This is a genomic window from Novosphingobium sp. SG720 (assembly GCF_012275365.1).
Taxonomy (GTDB): domain Bacteria; phylum Pseudomonadota; class Alphaproteobacteria; order Sphingomonadales; family Sphingomonadaceae; genus Novosphingobium; species Novosphingobium rhizosphaerae.
Genome location: NZ_JAAZQN010000003.1, coordinates 1 through 15,574 on the forward strand (window position 1 = coordinate 1; position 15,574 = coordinate 15,574).

Annotated in this window: 15 protein-coding genes and 1 tRNA gene; 7 read left to right on the forward strand and 9 right to left on the reverse strand. The window is 66.0% G+C overall.

The window, feature by feature from the left end:
* The first annotated feature begins 18 nt into the window (after positions 1-18).
* Positions 19-95, forward strand: a tRNA-Met gene (locus tag FHW94_RS12220).
* Between the two features lie 194 nt (positions 96-289).
* Entirely contained in the window at positions 290-1,558 is a 1,269-nt protein-coding gene (locus FHW94_RS12225) for an MFS transporter (protein WP_168556134.1), read from the forward strand.
* A gap of 46 nt (positions 1,559-1,604) precedes the next feature.
* On the opposite strand, the gene FHW94_RS12230 is transcribed toward FHW94_RS12225, so the two are convergent.
* From FHW94_RS12230 to FHW94_RS12240, 3 genes are all read right to left on the reverse strand, one after another.
* Positions 1,605-3,920, reverse strand: coding sequence for a CDC48 family AAA ATPase (locus tag FHW94_RS12230; RefSeq protein WP_168556135.1), 2,316 nt, complete (start codon positions 3,918-3,920; stop codon positions 1,605-1,607).
* Between the two features lie 327 nt (positions 3,921-4,247).
* Positions 4,248-5,009, reverse strand: coding sequence for a class I SAM-dependent methyltransferase (locus FHW94_RS12235; RefSeq protein WP_168556136.1), 762 nt, complete (start codon positions 5,007-5,009; stop codon positions 4,248-4,250).
* Between the two features lie 100 nt (positions 5,010-5,109).
* The gene (locus tag FHW94_RS12240) at positions 5,110-5,889 is read right to left on the reverse strand and encodes a universal stress protein (protein WP_168556137.1); all 780 of its coding nucleotides are present in this window, start codon (positions 5,887-5,889) and stop codon (positions 5,110-5,112) included.
* A 107-nt stretch (positions 5,890-5,996) separates the two neighbouring features.
* Here FHW94_RS12240 and FHW94_RS12245 point away from each other — a divergent pair, with 107 nt between their 5' ends.
* Both FHW94_RS12245 and FHW94_RS23255 read left to right on the forward strand, forming a co-directional pair.
* On the forward strand, positions 5,997-6,680 hold the full coding sequence (locus tag FHW94_RS12245) for a glutathione S-transferase family protein (RefSeq protein ID WP_168556138.1): 684 nt from the start codon (positions 5,997-5,999) through the stop codon (positions 6,678-6,680).
* A 238-nt stretch (positions 6,681-6,918) separates the two neighbouring features.
* Entirely contained in the window at positions 6,919-7,077 is a 159-nt protein-coding gene (locus FHW94_RS23255) for a hypothetical protein (protein WP_246866112.1), read from the forward strand.
* Between the two features lie 14 nt (positions 7,078-7,091).
* On the opposite strand, the gene FHW94_RS12255 is transcribed toward FHW94_RS23255, so the two are convergent.
* The 3 genes from FHW94_RS12255 to FHW94_RS12265 form a co-directional block, all read right to left on the reverse strand.
* A complete protein-coding gene (locus FHW94_RS12255; protein ID WP_168556139.1) occupies positions 7,092-7,514 on the reverse strand; it encodes a DUF983 domain-containing protein in 423 nt (140 codons plus the stop codon).
* A 65-nt stretch (positions 7,515-7,579) separates the two neighbouring features.
* Positions 7,580-9,373, reverse strand: a complete 1,794-nt coding sequence (locus FHW94_RS12260) for a bifunctional metallophosphatase/5'-nucleotidase (protein WP_168556140.1) — start codon at positions 9,371-9,373, stop codon at positions 7,580-7,582.
* A gap of 86 nt (positions 9,374-9,459) precedes the next feature.
* Positions 9,460-9,942 (reverse strand): thermonuclease family protein, encoded by a 483-nt coding sequence (locus tag FHW94_RS12265; protein ID WP_168556141.1) that lies wholly within the window; start codon positions 9,940-9,942, stop codon positions 9,460-9,462.
* Between the two features lie 144 nt (positions 9,943-10,086).
* Here FHW94_RS12265 and FHW94_RS12270 point away from each other — a divergent pair, with 144 nt between their 5' ends.
* Positions 10,087-10,263, forward strand: a complete 177-nt coding sequence (locus FHW94_RS12270) for a hypothetical protein (RefSeq protein WP_168556142.1) — start codon at positions 10,087-10,089, stop codon at positions 10,261-10,263.
* Positions 10,264-10,537: 274 nt separating this feature from the next.
* Here FHW94_RS12270 and FHW94_RS12275 read toward each other — a convergent pair whose 3' ends face one another.
* The 3 genes from FHW94_RS12275 to FHW94_RS12285 form a co-directional block, all read right to left on the reverse strand.
* On the reverse strand, positions 10,538-11,125 hold the full coding sequence (locus tag FHW94_RS12275) for a Smr/MutS family protein (RefSeq protein WP_168556143.1): 588 nt from the start codon (positions 11,123-11,125) through the stop codon (positions 10,538-10,540).
* Positions 11,122-12,312: an MltA domain-containing protein gene (locus FHW94_RS12280; protein WP_168556534.1), complete on the reverse strand. Its 1,191-nt coding sequence runs from the start codon at positions 12,310-12,312 to the stop codon at positions 11,122-11,124. The genes FHW94_RS12275 and FHW94_RS12280 overlap by 4 nt, the downstream gene beginning before the upstream one ends.
* A gap of 69 nt (positions 12,313-12,381) precedes the next feature.
* Positions 12,382-13,062 (reverse strand): Tim44/TimA family putative adaptor protein, encoded by a 681-nt coding sequence (locus FHW94_RS12285; protein WP_168556533.1) that lies wholly within the window; start codon positions 13,060-13,062, stop codon positions 12,382-12,384.
* Between the two features lie 345 nt (positions 13,063-13,407).
* On the opposite strand from FHW94_RS12285, the gene secB reads away from it, so the two are divergent.
* The gene (secB, locus tag FHW94_RS12290; RefSeq protein ID WP_168556144.1) at positions 13,408-13,935 is read left to right on the forward strand and encodes a protein-export chaperone SecB; all 528 of its coding nucleotides are present in this window, start codon (positions 13,408-13,410) and stop codon (positions 13,933-13,935) included.
* Between the two features lie 50 nt (positions 13,936-13,985).
* Complete coding sequence (murJ, locus tag FHW94_RS12295; protein WP_168556145.1) at positions 13,986-15,572, forward strand: murein biosynthesis integral membrane protein MurJ; 1,587 nt, start codon at positions 13,986-13,988, stop codon at positions 15,570-15,572.
* The last annotated feature ends 2 nt before the right edge of the window (positions 15,573-15,574 follow it).

Sequence of the window (15,574 nt, forward strand, 5' to 3'; positions counted from 1 at the left end):
GGGCTTTGTTGCTAACATCGCGGGGTGGAGCAGCCCGGTAGCTCGTCAGGCTCATAACCTGAAGGTCGCAGGTTCAAATCCTGCCCCCGCAACCAATCTCATAACACTCAAAATAGCCGCCTCCAGGGCGGCTTTTTGTGTTTGGGCCAGCTGCACCAAGCCGACCGACGTATTTTATCTGCAAGATCAATAGCCCGTGCCGGGATTATCATGCCCATCCCGGGGCGCTTGCTGCTAAGGGGCGGCCAGGGGGCGGTCGTGCCCCCAGATCCATCGGGATTCACGACACTTGCCCATCGCCGCGCCCGCCACCGCCCCGCGCCATCCGCTGGCCATTCCGGCCTACCGCGCTTTCTGGATCGCGCGCATTTGCGCCATGCTGGCGCAAAGCAACCTGGTGGTCGTGCTGGGCTGGGCGGTTTACGACGTGGCGCGCTCGTCAATGGACATGAAAGCAGCCTCGCTGCGCATTGGGCTGATCGGCCTTTCACAGTTCCTGCCCGTGCTGCTGATCAATCCCTTTGCGGGCCTGGTGGCCGATCGGCACGACCGCCGCATGGTGGTACGCCTGGCCTTGCTGGCGCAGATGGCCGCGGTGGGCGTGCTCGTGGTGCTAGAAGCGCTGGGCCAGGCCGATTTGCCTGTGTTCTATCTGGTTGCCGCCGGATTTGCTGCGGGGCGTGGGTTCTATGCCCCGGCGATGAATGCCTTGGCCCCTGCGCTGGTGCCGCCCGAAATCCTGCCGCGGGCCATTGCCGTGAGCGCCATTGCCGGGCGTATCGGCGGCATCGTGGGCCCGGTGCTGGGCGGCTTTGCCTATGGCCTTGCCCCCGAGGCGGCCTATGGCCTGACCCTGGCGCTGTTGCTGGCTGCTTTGCTGGCGCAACTCGCCATCGGCCCGCATGGCGCCAACCGCCGCGTGGTGGAAGGCAAGCCCCTGGCCCACATCATCGAAGGGCTGCGCTATGTGACGCGCAACCGCATACTGCTGGGCGCCATCAGCCTGGACCTGTTCGCGGTGTTGCTGGGCGGCGCGACGGCGATGCTGCCTGTCTATGCACGCGATATTCTGCACGTCGGCCCGACCGGACTGGGCCTCTTGCGCTCGGCCTCGTCCGTGGGGGCGGTATCGACCGCGCTGTGGTTATCCTGGCGGCCCGTGGACGACCGCGTCGGGCCAAAGATGCTGGTGGCGGTGGCCTTGTTCGGTGTGGCTTCGGCCGTGTTCGGCGTGTCACGCTGGTTGCCGCTATCGCTGGCGATGCTGGCATTGGCCGGCGCGGCCGACATGATTTCGGTCTATGTGCGGCAGACCCTGGTCCAGGTGGTGACGCCAGACGCCATGCGGGGCCGGGTGGGGGCAACGTCGGCCCTGTTCATCACCGCCTCTAACGAACTGGGCGAAATGGAAAGCGGCTTGATGGGCGCGCTGTTGGGGCCGGTGGGATCGGTGGTGTTTGGTGGCGTGAGCGCCGTTGCCGTCGCACTGGCATGGGGACGGCTGTTTCCAGAACTGCGACGCGTGCAGCGCTTCGAGGAAGTGGTCGCGCACGATTGAACGAGCAAGGCCCCCCTTTCGCGATGAAAGAGGGGCCTGCTTGTTTTCACCCGTGCTTGGATTCTCGGGTGGACTGCACCATGCCCGGCGCGAGGAAGCCGATCGTGGGGCTCGGCTCCACGGCGCGCTTCTTCAACTCACCCTTCATCCGCGCATATTCCGCTTCCATTTCCTCGGTCACGGTGGCGCGCGAATCTGCCAACGCATCGCCAAAATCTGCGGCGGTCACCGATTGCACGCTGCCCCCGGCGCGACGGATCGCGTTGAGGCCAGCCCGGCGGACCACATCCTCGAGATCGGCGCCGGTAAAGCGTTCCGTCTGCCGGGCCACGTCCGTCAGGTCCACATCGGGCGCGAGCGGCATTTGGCTGGTGTGGATCTTGAGGATATGGGCACGCCCTTCCTGGCTGGGCGTGCCGACATAGACGAGTTCGTCAAAGCGCCCGGGCCGCAACAATGCCGGATCGACGAGGTTGGGACGGTTGGTGGCGCCGATCAGCACCACCGATTGCAGTTCCTCCAATCCGTCCATTTCGGCCAGGATGGTATTGACCACGCGGGCGGTCACCTGCGGCTCGCCCACGCCGGTTCCACGGGCCGGCACCAGGCTGTCGATTTCGTCGATGAAGATCACGCATGGCGCCACCTGGCGTGCGCGGGCGAACAGACGCGCGATCTGCTGCTCGCTTTCGCCATACCATTTGCTGAGCAGGTCAGACGACTTGATCGCGATGAAATTGGCTTCCGCCTCTTTCGCCACGGCCTTGGCCAAAAGCGTCTTGCCGGTGCCTGGCGGGCCATAAAGCAGGAAGCCCTTGGCCGGCCGAATGCCCAGGCGATGAAAGGCCTCGGGTGTTTTCAGCGGCAGTTCCACGCCTTCCTTGAGCAATGCCTGCGCGCTATCGAGCCCGCCGACATCGGACCAACTGGTGGTGGGCGCTTGCACCATCACCTCGCGCATGGCCGACGGCTGCACGCGCTTGAGCGCTTCGAGGAAATCGTCGCGCACCACGCGCAGGTTGTCGAGCACTTCGGGCGGGATCGTCTGGCGTTCGAAATCCAGGCGCGGCATGATCCGGCGCACGGCTTCGATTGCGGCCTCGCGCGCCAGGGCAGCGAGGTCTGCACCCACGAAGCCGTGGGTGGTGCGGGCCAGTTCGCGCAAATCGACGTCTTCGGCCAGCGGCATGCCGCGGGTGTGGATGCCGAGGATTTCGCGACGCCCCGGTTCATCCGGTACGCCCACGACGATTTCACGGTCGAAGCGGCCCGGGCGGCGCAGCGCCTCGTCCAGCGCGTCGGGGCGGTTGGTCGCCGCGATGACCACCAGGTTTGAGCGGCTGTGCAACCCGTCCATCAAGGTAAGCAACTGCGCGACCAGGCGCTTTTCGGCTTCGCCGGAAACCTGGCTGCGCTTGGGTGCGATCGAATCGATCTCGTCGATGAAAATGATCGAGGGCGCGTTCTGGGTCGCTTCCTCGAACACTTCGCGCAGGCGCTTTTCGCTCTCGCCATAGGCCGAGCCCATGATTTCCGGGCCATTGATGGTGAAGAAGCTGGCGTCGCTTTCATTCGCCACGGCGCGCGCCAGGCGCGTCTTGCCGGTGCCCGGCGGGCCATGCAGCAACACGCCCTTGGGCGGATCGACGCCAAGGCGGGTGAACAGTTCGGGATAGCGCAGCGGCAGTTCGACCATCTCGCGCAACTGGCGGATGGTATCGCCCATGCCGCCAACGTCGTCATAGTTGACGTCGGCGCGGCTGCTGCGCGGCTCCTCGTACTCGGCGCGCAGCTCCACCTCGGTGGATTCGTCGATGTGCACCACGCCCTTGGGCACGGTGGAGACCACGGTCAGGCGGATCTGCGTCAGCGCGAAGGCCGGCGCATTGAGCATCTGGCGCAACTGGGGCGGCATATCCCCGCGGTTGACCTGCTGCTGTCCTGCGGTGGCGACGAGATCGCCGGTGAGCAGCGGGCGGCCAGCGAAATTGCGCTTGAGCGCGGCGGCCGGCCCTTGCAGGCGCAGATCGCGCTGCGCCGGGGCAAAGACCACGCGCTGGGCCACGCGCGATTCGATGCGGCGCACTTCGACGTGGTCGCCCGAGCCGACATCGGCATTGGCGCGCTGTAGCCCATCGAGCCGGATCAGTTCCAGCCCTTCATCTTCCGGATAGGGCAGCATTGCGCGAGCGGCGGTGCTGCGCTTGCCGATGATTTCGATAACGTCGCCTTCGGTCACGCCCAGGCGGCCCATCACCGCGCGGCTGATGCGCGCGACGCCGTGGCCTGATTCCTCTTGCCTGGCGCCTGCGACCTGAAGGCGGGCGATGCGATTGTCGCCCAATGTTGCTGCCTCTGCCATTGCCCTGTTTCACCCTTGGGGGTTTGCGGATCGGGGCAGACCTGCCCCGCTTGCACACTAGCTAGGATCGCGTGCCACGGTTTTCAAACGCAAGGCGGTGGCTTTGGTTCTTCCGCCGCTGCGGCCGCGATAGTGCGAGGCTTTGCCGGGGGTGGCAAGCGACACGCAAAGCCAGGGCAAAAAAAGGGCCCGACCGTTGCCGGCCAGGCCTTGGAAGTTTTGGGAGAGGATGCCTGAAAGGCAGTTTTCGTATGCCTTGCATGCCTAATTTGTGCAAATGCGAAAGACGGAATATGAATTGCGTTTAACGCAACTGCCTATGGAAAGTCAGGCTGGCCGGGGGAATCGCAATGCAAAGCGATCGGTCTTTCCGCGCAACGCCGGATCGAAAACGATTGCAGTGTGGGGATCATCATTGCGTTGCAAAACAGCGCTTTCGCTGTCCAGCACAAACCCTGCGGCGAGCATATCGGCCTTGACCTGGGCGGGGTCGATCCGATGCAGCGTATCAGCGACGGTCGCGGGTTGGCCTGCGGGGCCGACGTGATCGACGATCACCACCGTGCCGCCCGGGCGCAGCGCGGCAAACCAGTTGGCCAGCGTAGCGGCAATCGGGCGCGCCGGCGTGCTGCCGCCGTGGGCCGCAGGCAGATAGAGATCGTGAAATTCGAGATGGGCGAAAATCGCATCGAGGCTGGCGGGCGCAAGGGCCATGGCCGCAGGTGAGGCCGCGAGCACCAGCACATTGGTGTGGGCCTTGGCCACCACATCGAGCGTACCTGGTTTCAGATAGGCGGGGTTCGCCAAGGCATAGACGCGGCCCTTGGGCCCGACCACATCGGCGATCAATTCGGAATAATAGCCGCCACCGGCACCCCAGTCAGCGACCACCTGGCCAGGCTTGAAACCGGCAAAAGCGAGAATTTCTGCCGGTTTGCGGCTTTCGTCCAAGGCGCGGTTGGCCGCGCTGCGCGCGGGATCGGCCAAGGCGTGGGCAATGGTCCCCGCCGGTGCTGGCGCGGCGTGGGCGGCCGTACCGGCCATGGCCAGGACAACGGCGGAAAAGGGCAGGAACAGGCGGCGTCGCATCGGCAATCACTCCCAGGTCAGGCGGCAGCCCCTGTGCCCCGCCTGGGATGTGATCATGCCAGAGCCACGTTTGCGGGCAAGGACTTACCCGATGCGGCGTTCAATGCGCCAGCAGCAACGGCAGGCTGGAATTGTCGAGCATCGCGCGCGATACACCGCCCAGCAGCAATTCGCGCAGCCGGCTGCGCCCGAACAGGCCCATCACGATCAGGCCGGCGCCCAGTCGGCGTGCAGTCTCGACCAAGGTGGCAGCGATCGGCCCGCTGGCGGGGATGGCGTGGGTTTCGGCATGGATGCCGTGGCGCGAAAGATAAGCCGCGGCATCGATCGCTGGCAGGGCGTCGGGCTTTTCCTCCACCGCCACGAGATGTACCGCACTGGCGCGGACCAACAGCGGCAGGGCAGCGCGCAGGGCATGGGCCGCCTCGATCCCGCCGTCCCAAGCAATCATTACCGGCCCGGTAAAGTCGGTCAGCGGGGCGCCCTTGGGCACGGCAAGGACCGGGCTGCGCACGCCCAGCACCAGTTCCTCGACCAGGGGATCAGCGAGGCTGGTGACCACCACATCGGCAAAGCGTGCACCGGCATAAGCGGCGGGAATCGGCGCCTGGGCGGTTTGCGCCACGTCGAACGGTACGTCCTGCCCGGCAAGGCGGGTGTCGACCTTTTGCGCCAGCACGGTGTCTTCCTGGCGGACCTGTTCGATCACTTCGGCCGTCAGCGCGGCGCCGCCGAACGGCTCCCAAACCGCGAGTTCGGCAAAGGGGCTGGCGATTTGCACGCTGACGTGGCCATCGGTGGCGCGGGCCAGGGCAAGGGCGGTTTCGAGGCGGTCATCCAAGGTCTTGGCGCCGTCGATCGGGCAGAGAATGGAGCGCATGGGGATCCTCCTTCTTCCAACAATGATCGCATTGTGGCACCCACGCAGAAGAAAGCCATGACCTGGATCAATGGTTGGCGGAAACGCAAAAAAGAGGCGGCTCGACGATGACTTATACCCTTATCACCGCCAACCGGAACTATTCGAGCTGGTCGCTGCGGCCGTGGCTGCTGATGAAGGCGTTGGGCCTGGATTTCGTCGATCGCGTCGAACCCTTTGCCAAGCCGGTCAACTATGACGCGTTCCGCGCCTTTTCGCCCACGGGCCAGGTGCCGGTGCTGATCGATGGCGACACCACGATCTGGGATTCCCTGGGCATCGCGCTCTATCTGGCCGATCGCCATTCCGGCGTCTGGCCGGCCGACGATGCGGCGCGCGCCTTTGCGCAAAGCGCGGTGTGCGAAATGCATGGCGGCTTTTCCGCGCTGCGCAACGATTGCACGATGAACGTGGGCGTGCGCGTCCAACCGGTGCCGATGCGGGCGGCATTGCTGCGCGACGTTGCGCGCTTGCGTGAGCTGTTCGAGCAGGGACTGGACCGGTTTGGCGGGCCATGGCTGGCCGGTGGGGCGTTCAGCCTGCTCGACGCGTTCTTTGCGCCCGTGGCCTTTCGCATCCGCACCTATGGTCTCGATGTCGGGCGTGGCCAGGCTTGGGTGGACCATGTGTTGGCCCACCCGGCGATGGTGGAATGGGAGCGCCAGGCCCTGGCGGAAACCTGGCGCGAGGAAAGTCACGAAGCCGAACTGGCTGCAGCGGGCATGATCACGGCCGATTATCGGCAGGGGTGAGATATCCTGCACCACCAGCCGCTTGATTGCGCAGGCCCACGATGAAAGGATGCCGCTCTGGCGGACGGTGCGCTCCGCTCTGAAGGGGGCAGCAATGCGGCAGGGGGCTTGGTTTTTTGGGGCGGCGCTGGCGTTGACGCTGGCTGGTGGTGTGGCCCAGGGCGCGAGCCAGCCTGCCCCGCCATCGGCGGAGGACCATTCCGGCCTGACGCGTGAGCGATTTAGGCGCAATTGTCTGATGTGCCACAACCGTGCCGCGCCCGAAGGGATCGCGCCCGAGATCATGGCGGGCCTCTATCCCGAACCGGGCAAGGCGCCGCGCGAGATGATGCCGGGCCTGGTATGTTGGCGGCGCTGCACCGCGTGCCGCCTGCCCGACCAGCCGGCGGGGCATTGAGCGCGGTTTAGGCCCTAATCGACATCTGGCTTGTCGGGACGTTCTTCCAGCTTGGCCCATAGCCCTTCGGTGCCAGCCTCCGTCGCACGATTCATATATTGCGAGGCCACCAGCCAACCCTTGAACGGGCGCAGCGAACCCAGGCAGCCGATGGCGAGGATCGGCACCGAAGTAAGCAGGTGCACCCACCATGGCGGGCTGTAAGCGACTTCCAGCCAGACCGCGAAAAAGGTGAGCGGAAAGGCTGTCAGGCACAGGGCAAAGAAGGCCGGGCCATCGTCTGCGCGGGCAAAGCCCAGGTCGAGACCGCAAGCCGGGCAACTGCGCGCCAGCTTGAGCCAGCCGGCAAACATGCTGGCCTTGCCGCAGCGCGGGCAAAGCCCTTTCCACCCGCAATGCGCAATCCATCGGAACTTAGGGTTAGCCAGCAGCGCCATCAACAGGTCCTCTCTCCCCCGACGGTAGGGGCCAGGCGATGGCGCTGCAACCTTGCCGTGCGTGATCAGTGCGCGATGACGTTGATCCGCTCTTCTATCGGCACCTGGCGCACCGGCACGGCGCCGATCCAGGCCTGCAGGGCATCAAGATCGGTCATGCCCACCACGGCATCGGGCTTGTCGGCGAGGAGGGTGAACGTGTCGCCACCCTGGGCCAGGAAGTTGTTGACGGTCACGCGGTATTTCGCGTCTGCCGTCACGGGCCTGCCATCGACCAGCAGCCTGGTCACGCGGCTGCCCACCGGGCGGGTTAGATCGGCAGTAAAGCGCACGTTGGCCGATGCAGCCAGGCCCTGGTTCGGTCCCTGCTCGTCCAATCCCTGTTCCAGCACGGCCTTGAGCTGGGCGCCGGTCAGCGTTTCCGTGATCAGCACGTTGCTGAACGGCTGCACGCGATAGATGTCACCAAACGTCACCGTGCCGTCGGCCGCCGGGACCAGGTCGGTGCGGATGCCAAACCGGTTCATCAGCGCCAATTGCGCACCGGCGCCGCGCGTGGCCGCCAGTTGCGAATCGGCGATGAGGTTGCCCAGCGGCCCGCCGATGGGCAGCGCGGGATTGTCGCCGCGCAGTGCCGGCCCCGACAGCCGGCCCACGGGCCTGCTGGAATAGACCTTGGCCGCATCGACATAGCGCTGCACATAGCTGGCCACGTCCGGCCGCGGGGTGAAGACCGGGAAGCGATCGTCGTGCGGGATCAGCCGCGTGGACGATTGATAGGGATCGGATTGCACGATCACGTTGTGCGCCTGGGCAGAAACCACCTTGTGCGTCGCCGGATCGATCTGCAGCGCGATGTCGGTGACCATTTCGCCATAGAGCCCGGCGCTGGTAAGTAGCAGCGGATGCGCGCTGCCGGCCGCCGGAAACTGGCAGATATAGGACGCATGGGTGTGGCCCGAAATGATCAAGTCCACGCCGGGATCAAGCCGCTTGATGATGTCGAGAATGGCGCCAGACATGCCATCGCAGCCTTGCGGATCGGGAGCGCCCTGCTGCTTGCCGCCTTCGTGGATCAGCACCACGATGGCGTCGGCGCCCTGCGCCTTGAGCGCGGGGACTGCGGCATTGATCGTGGCGGCTTCATCTTCGAACGTCAGCCCGGCAATGCCCGCCGGACTGACCAGCGTGGGCGTGGTCCGCGTGGTCAGCCCGATCACGCCGACGGTTACCTTGTCGGGCCCGGTGCCAAAGGTTTTCAGGCCAGTAGCGGGGAACAGCGTGTGGCCGTCCTTGTCCACCGTGCTGGCCGCCAGATAGCGGAAGCTCGCGCCGAGAAAGGGTTCGAGCTGGCAGGGTTTGTGCGCGGTGAACTGGGCGCAGCCGCCGTTCTGCATGCGCAGCAATTCGTCGCGGCCGCGATCGAACTCGTGGTTGCCGACGGCGTTGAAATCCACCCCGATGCGATTCATCACCCCGATCGAAGGCTCGTCGAGATAGAGCGAGGAGGCCACCTGGCTGGCGCTGATCATGTCGCCGGCCGAAAGCGTGAGATGGTTGGGATAATGCCCGCGCACCGCATCGACGGCCGAGGCGAGCCAGGCCGCGCCGCCCGCCGGCACTTGCGCCGTTCCGCCATGGCCATCGGGGACCAGCACCGATTGGTGCGGCGGTTCAAGCTGGCCGTGAAAATCGTTGAATGCGGCAATGCCGACAGTGACCAGGTGCGGCGCTGGCGGCGCCGTGGGGGCCTGGGCAAGGTGCGTTGGCTGGGTGGCGCAGGCGGCAAGGGCAAGCAGGGCAGGAAGAATTGCGCCGCGTCTTGCAACACGCGGAAACAATGGAAAAAGCGGCTTCATCGGCAGGGCGGCTTTCGTCAGCGGAAGGTGCCCGCCCATAGCCTGTTGCGGTTACATCGAAAAGGCAGCCGGCAACGATAGCGGTTTCATCTGCACCAATTTCCGCGGCGGCCCTGCCAGTGTTCGGCCAGGCCCTCTGCCTCGAGCGTGGCGCCCAGGCTTTGCCCCTGGCGCACCACCACGCGCAAGGCGCGGCCATAGCGATCGACCGGGCGGCCTTGGGTCACGAGCGAGAAATGCCCGGCGTTGAGCAATTGCGTGAGACGCTGGGTGGCCTTGGCCCCGAGTTGGGCTTCCTGCGGGCAGCCGGGATGGCTCACTTCCGGGGCATTGATATCGGCGATGCGAATCTTGGTGCCCTGGTACCAGAACGTGTCACCATCGACCACGCAGGTCACTCGCTTGTCCGCGCCGCATAGGGCAAAGCGCGCCGCTTCATCATCCACGCGGGGCATGGCCGTCTCGGCTGGCATGGCAAAGGGCGTGGGGGCAGCAATTGTGGGAGCAGCGGCGCAGAGCAGCAGGGCAGCGGCCGAAGCGGTGGCGAGCGGGGGCATGGGGCGTTTCATGGGGGGATCATGAACCCGTGATTGTGCCGTAACGAAGGCCGGATACTACTTATAGTACAGGCGCTTAGTGGCATTGCGGATAAGATTGTGGTGCAGTGCAGCACTGCAAGGATCGTGTTAACACAATCGATCCAAAATGGAAGAATGTTTGGGCCCCGACTCACCACGATCTTTGCCAGCCGATGGAAAGCGCTGTGGTGGGCTGCGGCTGTGTTGTTCCTGGCCTGGCAATTGACGCCGGCGCCGGACGATGACGATGGTGCTGAGGCTACGGCAAGCGCGCCTGCCAGCAGCAATCCCTGGGCCAAATCGAGCGGCTAATCGCGCCACGGCCGAATGATGGGATAAGCACCGCCTCGATCACGCGAGCAAGGTGACCGCAGCCAAGCGGCTCGGCATGGCAGACAGAATTTGCCTGGCACGGCATACAGCGCGGCCATCAGAGACGGTGCGGTGGGAAGGGTACTCCGCGCGTCCGTTGGCGACGGGCAATGGGGTGCGCTGGGGGACACGCGGAGCAAGCTCGTTGTCCCTTGCCGCCGAGAGGGAGGCAATTCGCACCGTATCTTAGGTTAAATACGTAGCGCGAGCAGGCTCAGCGAGGACGGCGCAAAACGATATAGACAGCGCCGGCGCCGCCGTGCCGCGGCTGGGCCGGGCGCACCGCGGCGATGCGATCGGCATAGGGGCTGGCGGCCAGCCAATCGAGCAGCTTGGCGCGAATGGCCCCGCGCCGCTCGCCACGCAGATCGTGATCGCCATGCGGACGCGGCTTGCCGGTAACGAGCAGGATCACCCGCGCGCCGATGGCAAGCGCCTGGGCAAGGCTGGCCAGCAAGCGCCCGTGTGCCAGATCCAGGTTGAGCCCGTGCAGGTCGATCGCCACGTCGGGCGACACCGTGCCACGCGCCAGCTTGCGGTCCCAACTGGCATCGAGCCCTTGCCCACTCGCCTGCAAGGGACGCGCAACCGGCACTGGCGGTGGCGGCGCCGGGCGCGGCGGCGGCACACGACCCTTGACCTTGCGCGCCGGCGTGGCGGGCGTCGGATCGACCGGGGCAGGCATGGCTACGGGCGCGGCGGCGCGGGCACGCGGGGCGGGGTGCAAGGGGGTCACGGTGTCGGCAACCTTGCGCCACAGCGCCATTTCCTCGGCGCTCAGACCACGGGGCGTGCGCCTCATAGGCCGAGCCGGGCCAGCGCGCCTTTGGGCAGCAGCACCAGCGCCTGGCCACGCGCGCTCATCCCGCCCGCGGTAAGGCGGGCATCGGCGCCCGCGCCCCAGAAACTGTCGAACCGGTTGGGGCCCTTGATCGCCCCGCCGGTATCTTGCGCCACCCACAGCCCGCTGACGTTGGGGCGATCGACCTGGAGCCATACCGGTGCCCCCAGCGGCACGAAGGCCGGATCCGCCGCCACGGTGGTGCGCGGGCTGACAGGCACGCCCATGGCGCCCACGGCGCTGGGCTGGGGGTTTTCTCGAAAGAACACGTAGCTGCGGTTCTGCCGCATCAGCGCGTCGCCCTCGGCCGGGTGATCGTGGATGTAGCGCAGGATGCCCTGCATCGATCCGGGATACTGGCCGGGCCCGGTGCCGATCAATCCCTGCTGGGCCATGATCGTGCCGATGCCGGTGTAATCCCAGCCGTTGACCGCGCCGTAACCCAGGCGGATCACGCTGCCATCGGGCGCGCGCAACCGGCCAGAGCCCTGGACCTGGAGGAAGAACAGTTCGGCCGGATCGGCCACCCAGGCGATTTCCAGCCCCTTGCCGGCGAGCGCGCCGTCCTCGATCTGCCCACGATCGAAGTAGGGCACGAAATGCCCGGTTTCATCATAGCGGCCCAGCGGCTGGCGGCCATCGGGCAGCGGCGTGGCGTCGCCAGGGCGGGCGCGGACCAGATCGGTGGGAACACCATAGACCGGCACATCGAACCCTGGCTGGTGCGTGCGCACGCCGGCAATCTCCGGCTCGAAATAGCCGGTGACGAACGTGCTGCCGTCACCGACGCGTGCGGTTTCGAAATAGCCGTCGAAAAAAGTGGCAGCCGATTCGCGCGGCCAGGTCCGTGCCGCCGCGCAGGCCAGTGCCCAGTCCTGCGGCTGGGTCAGCCCGCTGCCATCGGCGCGGCGAACAAGGCCCGGGCATGACAGAATGAATGCGTTGAGTGCAGCCCCGGCATTGCCCGGCGCCATGCCGAGCGCAGAGGGGGCCGGTCCGCGGGCCAATCCCGCGGTGAGTGCGCTGGCGGTGGCCGCTGGCGGGCGCGTGGTTGGCGGCATGCCGGGCCTGCCGGGCGGCGTGGTGGTAGGCACGCAGGCAGCCAGCAGCGAAAGGGCCAGTGCAAGACCGGCCCTTTGTGCAAGCAGACGAGAAGAGTGGGGGAGACCGGCGCTGGCCACGGGATCATTGGCCAAACCGGTCAGCCCTTGCAGGCTTCAGGCTTCATCGGTTTCGTCGAGCAGCCAGTCTGGATCACGCGAAGTGAGATCGCGTGAGAACGTCCACAAGTCGCGGCTTTCGATCGCATCGTTGAGCGAACCGGCCACGACCTGGCCCTGCGCGTTGCGGGTAACCGTGGCGATGTCGGCCACGAAGCGCACGCTGACGCGGGCAGTGGTGCCCACCAGTTCGGCCGTGATGATGCGCGCTTCTTCGATGCGGATCAGGCGCGCGTCGAGCGTTTCGCCCGCTGCCTCGCGCGCGTCGAGCGCGTCAGCAAAGCCGGCATAGACATCGGCATCGCACAGCGCCTTGAGTTCCTGACGGTTGCCGCGCCAGAATGCATCGAGCACCATGCCATAGGCGCTTTTGGCGCCGGCCATGAACAGGCCCACGTCGAAGCGGCGATCGGCGGCGATGATCGCGCGGATGCCCGGTTCGGCCGCAGGGTCGAAATCACGGGTTTCCGGTGCGGGGGGCGCCAGGCGATTGGCCGGGGCAGCGATCGTTTCGGGCAGGCGCGGCCCCATCGGGCGGGGCGCACCCTGCGGATCGGGTTGTTCGATGCGGCGGCGGACCGGCTCTTCGTTCTGTTCGGGGCGACGGCCCAGAACCGAATAGAGCCTCAGGCCCAGGAAGGCCGCGATCATGGCCAGGATGACGATCTCAACAATCACACGCACATGTCCCGCAAAGGTAGCTCTGGGTGCCGATCCACGTTTTCGCAGCTCGGCTCGCTGCCGGTTGATCGTGCCTTAAGTAGGTACGAATTACAAATGAACAACGCGTGGACGGCACAATGGCGGATTCCCGCGTCATGACGTTACCGTTGGTGCAAATTCGTGCCACACCGGGTAATTCCCCCGGCGGCTGCCGGTTCCCGTCCTTTCGGGCAAAGACGCGCAAGGCGGCCGCTGGCGCGGCGCCATCCAGTCGGTTGCCGGGCGTTGCGCACAATGCTAGGCGCCGGGCACGTTTACACGGCGCCGCCGCGCGCCCCACCCGAACGAAAGCATGCGACCATGGCCGACGAAGGCAACATCATCAGCAATCTCTCTCTCGATGGCGTCGAAGGCGTGCCCGCCAATGGCGAAGACACCTCGCCCGCGATCGGCCTGATTTCGCAATATATCAAGGACCTGTCGGTCGAAAATCCCAACGCGCCGGAAAGCTATCAGTGGACCGAGGCGCCCGAAATCCATGTCGATTTCAACATCGCGGCGCGCGCGCTGGCACCCGAAGTCCACGAGATCGAACTGAAGATCAACGTCACGTCCAAGGGCGCGCAGGGCACTGCGTTCATCGTCGAGCTGGCCTATGGCGCGCTGATCGGCATGCGCAACGTGACCGAGGAACAGGCCCATCCGTTCCTGTTTGCCGAAGGCCCGCGCCTGGTCTTCCCGTTTGCCCGCCGCATCGTGGCCGATGCCGTCCGTGACGCCGGTTATCCGCCGCTGCTGCTCGATCCGATCGACTTCAATGGCCTTTACCTGGCCCAGTTGGCACAGGCGCAGCAGACCGCCACGGCCGAACCGGCCGGCCACGCCTGATCGGTTTGGCCTGATTCGCCGATTCGCACCGGTCGCCTGAAGGACACCGCATGAACCTCCTCAAGGCGACCGGGACGATCGGCGGCCTCACTTTGGCCAGCCGCGTGCTGGGCTTGGTGCGCGACAGCCTGTTTGCCCGCTACGTGGGCGCGGGCTTTGCCTCCGACGCATTCCTGATCGCGTTCCGGTTGCCCAACATGTTCCGGGCGCTGTTTGCCGAAGGGGCGTTCTCTTCGGCGTTCATCCCGATGTTCAACAAGAAGGTGGGCGATCCGCAAGGGCAGGGCCTGCCTGATGGCCTGCGCTTTGCCGAAGAGGCACTGGCGGTGCTGCTGCCCGCGCTGATCGTGATGACGGTCGTGCTCGAAGTGCTGGCCTGGCCGGTCACGTTGCTGCTTTCGGGTGGGTTCAACGGCGTTTCGCCCGAACAGTTCGCCTTTGCGGTTTCGCTGTCGCGGCTGACGATCCCCTATCTCATGCTGATCAGCCTGGTTTCGCTGTTTGGCGGGATTCTCAATTCGCTGCACAAGTTCTGGGTCAACGCCGCCGCACCGATCCTGCTCAACCTGACGCTGATCGCGGCGCTGCTGGGCTTCCATAGCGCCGATCCGCTGGCAACGGCGCGGATCCAGTCGGTCGCGGTTTCGGTTTCGGGCGCGCTGCAACTGGGCTGGTTGGCCTGGGCGTGCCGGCAGAATGGGGTAAGCCTCAAGCTGCGGCGCCCGCGTCTCAATCCCGAAGTGAAGAAGCTGATCGGCCTGATCTGGCCTGCGGCCGCCGGGGCCGGCGCGGTGCAGATCAATCTGGTCATTTCCACGGCGCTGGCCGCCAAGCTGCTGGCCCACGGCAGCGTCACCTATATCTACATGGCCGACCGGTTGAACCAGTTGCCGCTGGGCCTGATCGGCATCGGGCTCGGCACCGTGCTGCTGCCCACGATCTCGCGCCAATTGGGCGCGGGGGAAGATGCCGCCGCGCAGGACACGCAGAATCGCGGCATGGAACTGGCGCTCTTGCTGACGCTGCCCGCCACCATGGCGCTGGTGCTGTGCGGGGAACCGATTGCCGCCGCGCTGTTCGGCTATGGCCGCTATACGCCGGCCGACACGCATTTTACCGCGCAGGCCCTGGCGGCGTTTTCCATCGGCCTGCCGAGCTATATCCTGGTCAAGGTGCTCACGCCCGGTTTCTACGCGCGGCATGATACCAAGACGCCGGTGCGCTATGCCACGATCTCGATGGTGGTGAACCTGGTGGGCAACCTGGTGCTGATCGTACCGCTGCAGCACATGGGGCCGCCGCTTGCCACCGCCATTGCCTCGACCGTCAATGTCGCCATGCTCTATCGCACACTGCGCAAGCGCGGGCATTTCACCCCCGATGCCCAATTGAAGCGCCGGGCCCCGCGCCTGGCGCTGGCCGCTCTGGCCATGGGCCTGGTGCTGTGGGCCGGGCAGGGGCTGTTGACGCCCTATGTTCACGGCACCTGGGCGCTGCGCATCGCCGCACTGGCCGCGCTGGTCAGCGTTGGAATCGTGGTCTATGGCCTCGCCACCCTCGTCATGGGGGCGTTCACGCGCGAAGACCTCGCGCTGCTCACCCGCCGCCGCAGGGCGGCACCCGCCAACAAATCGTAAGG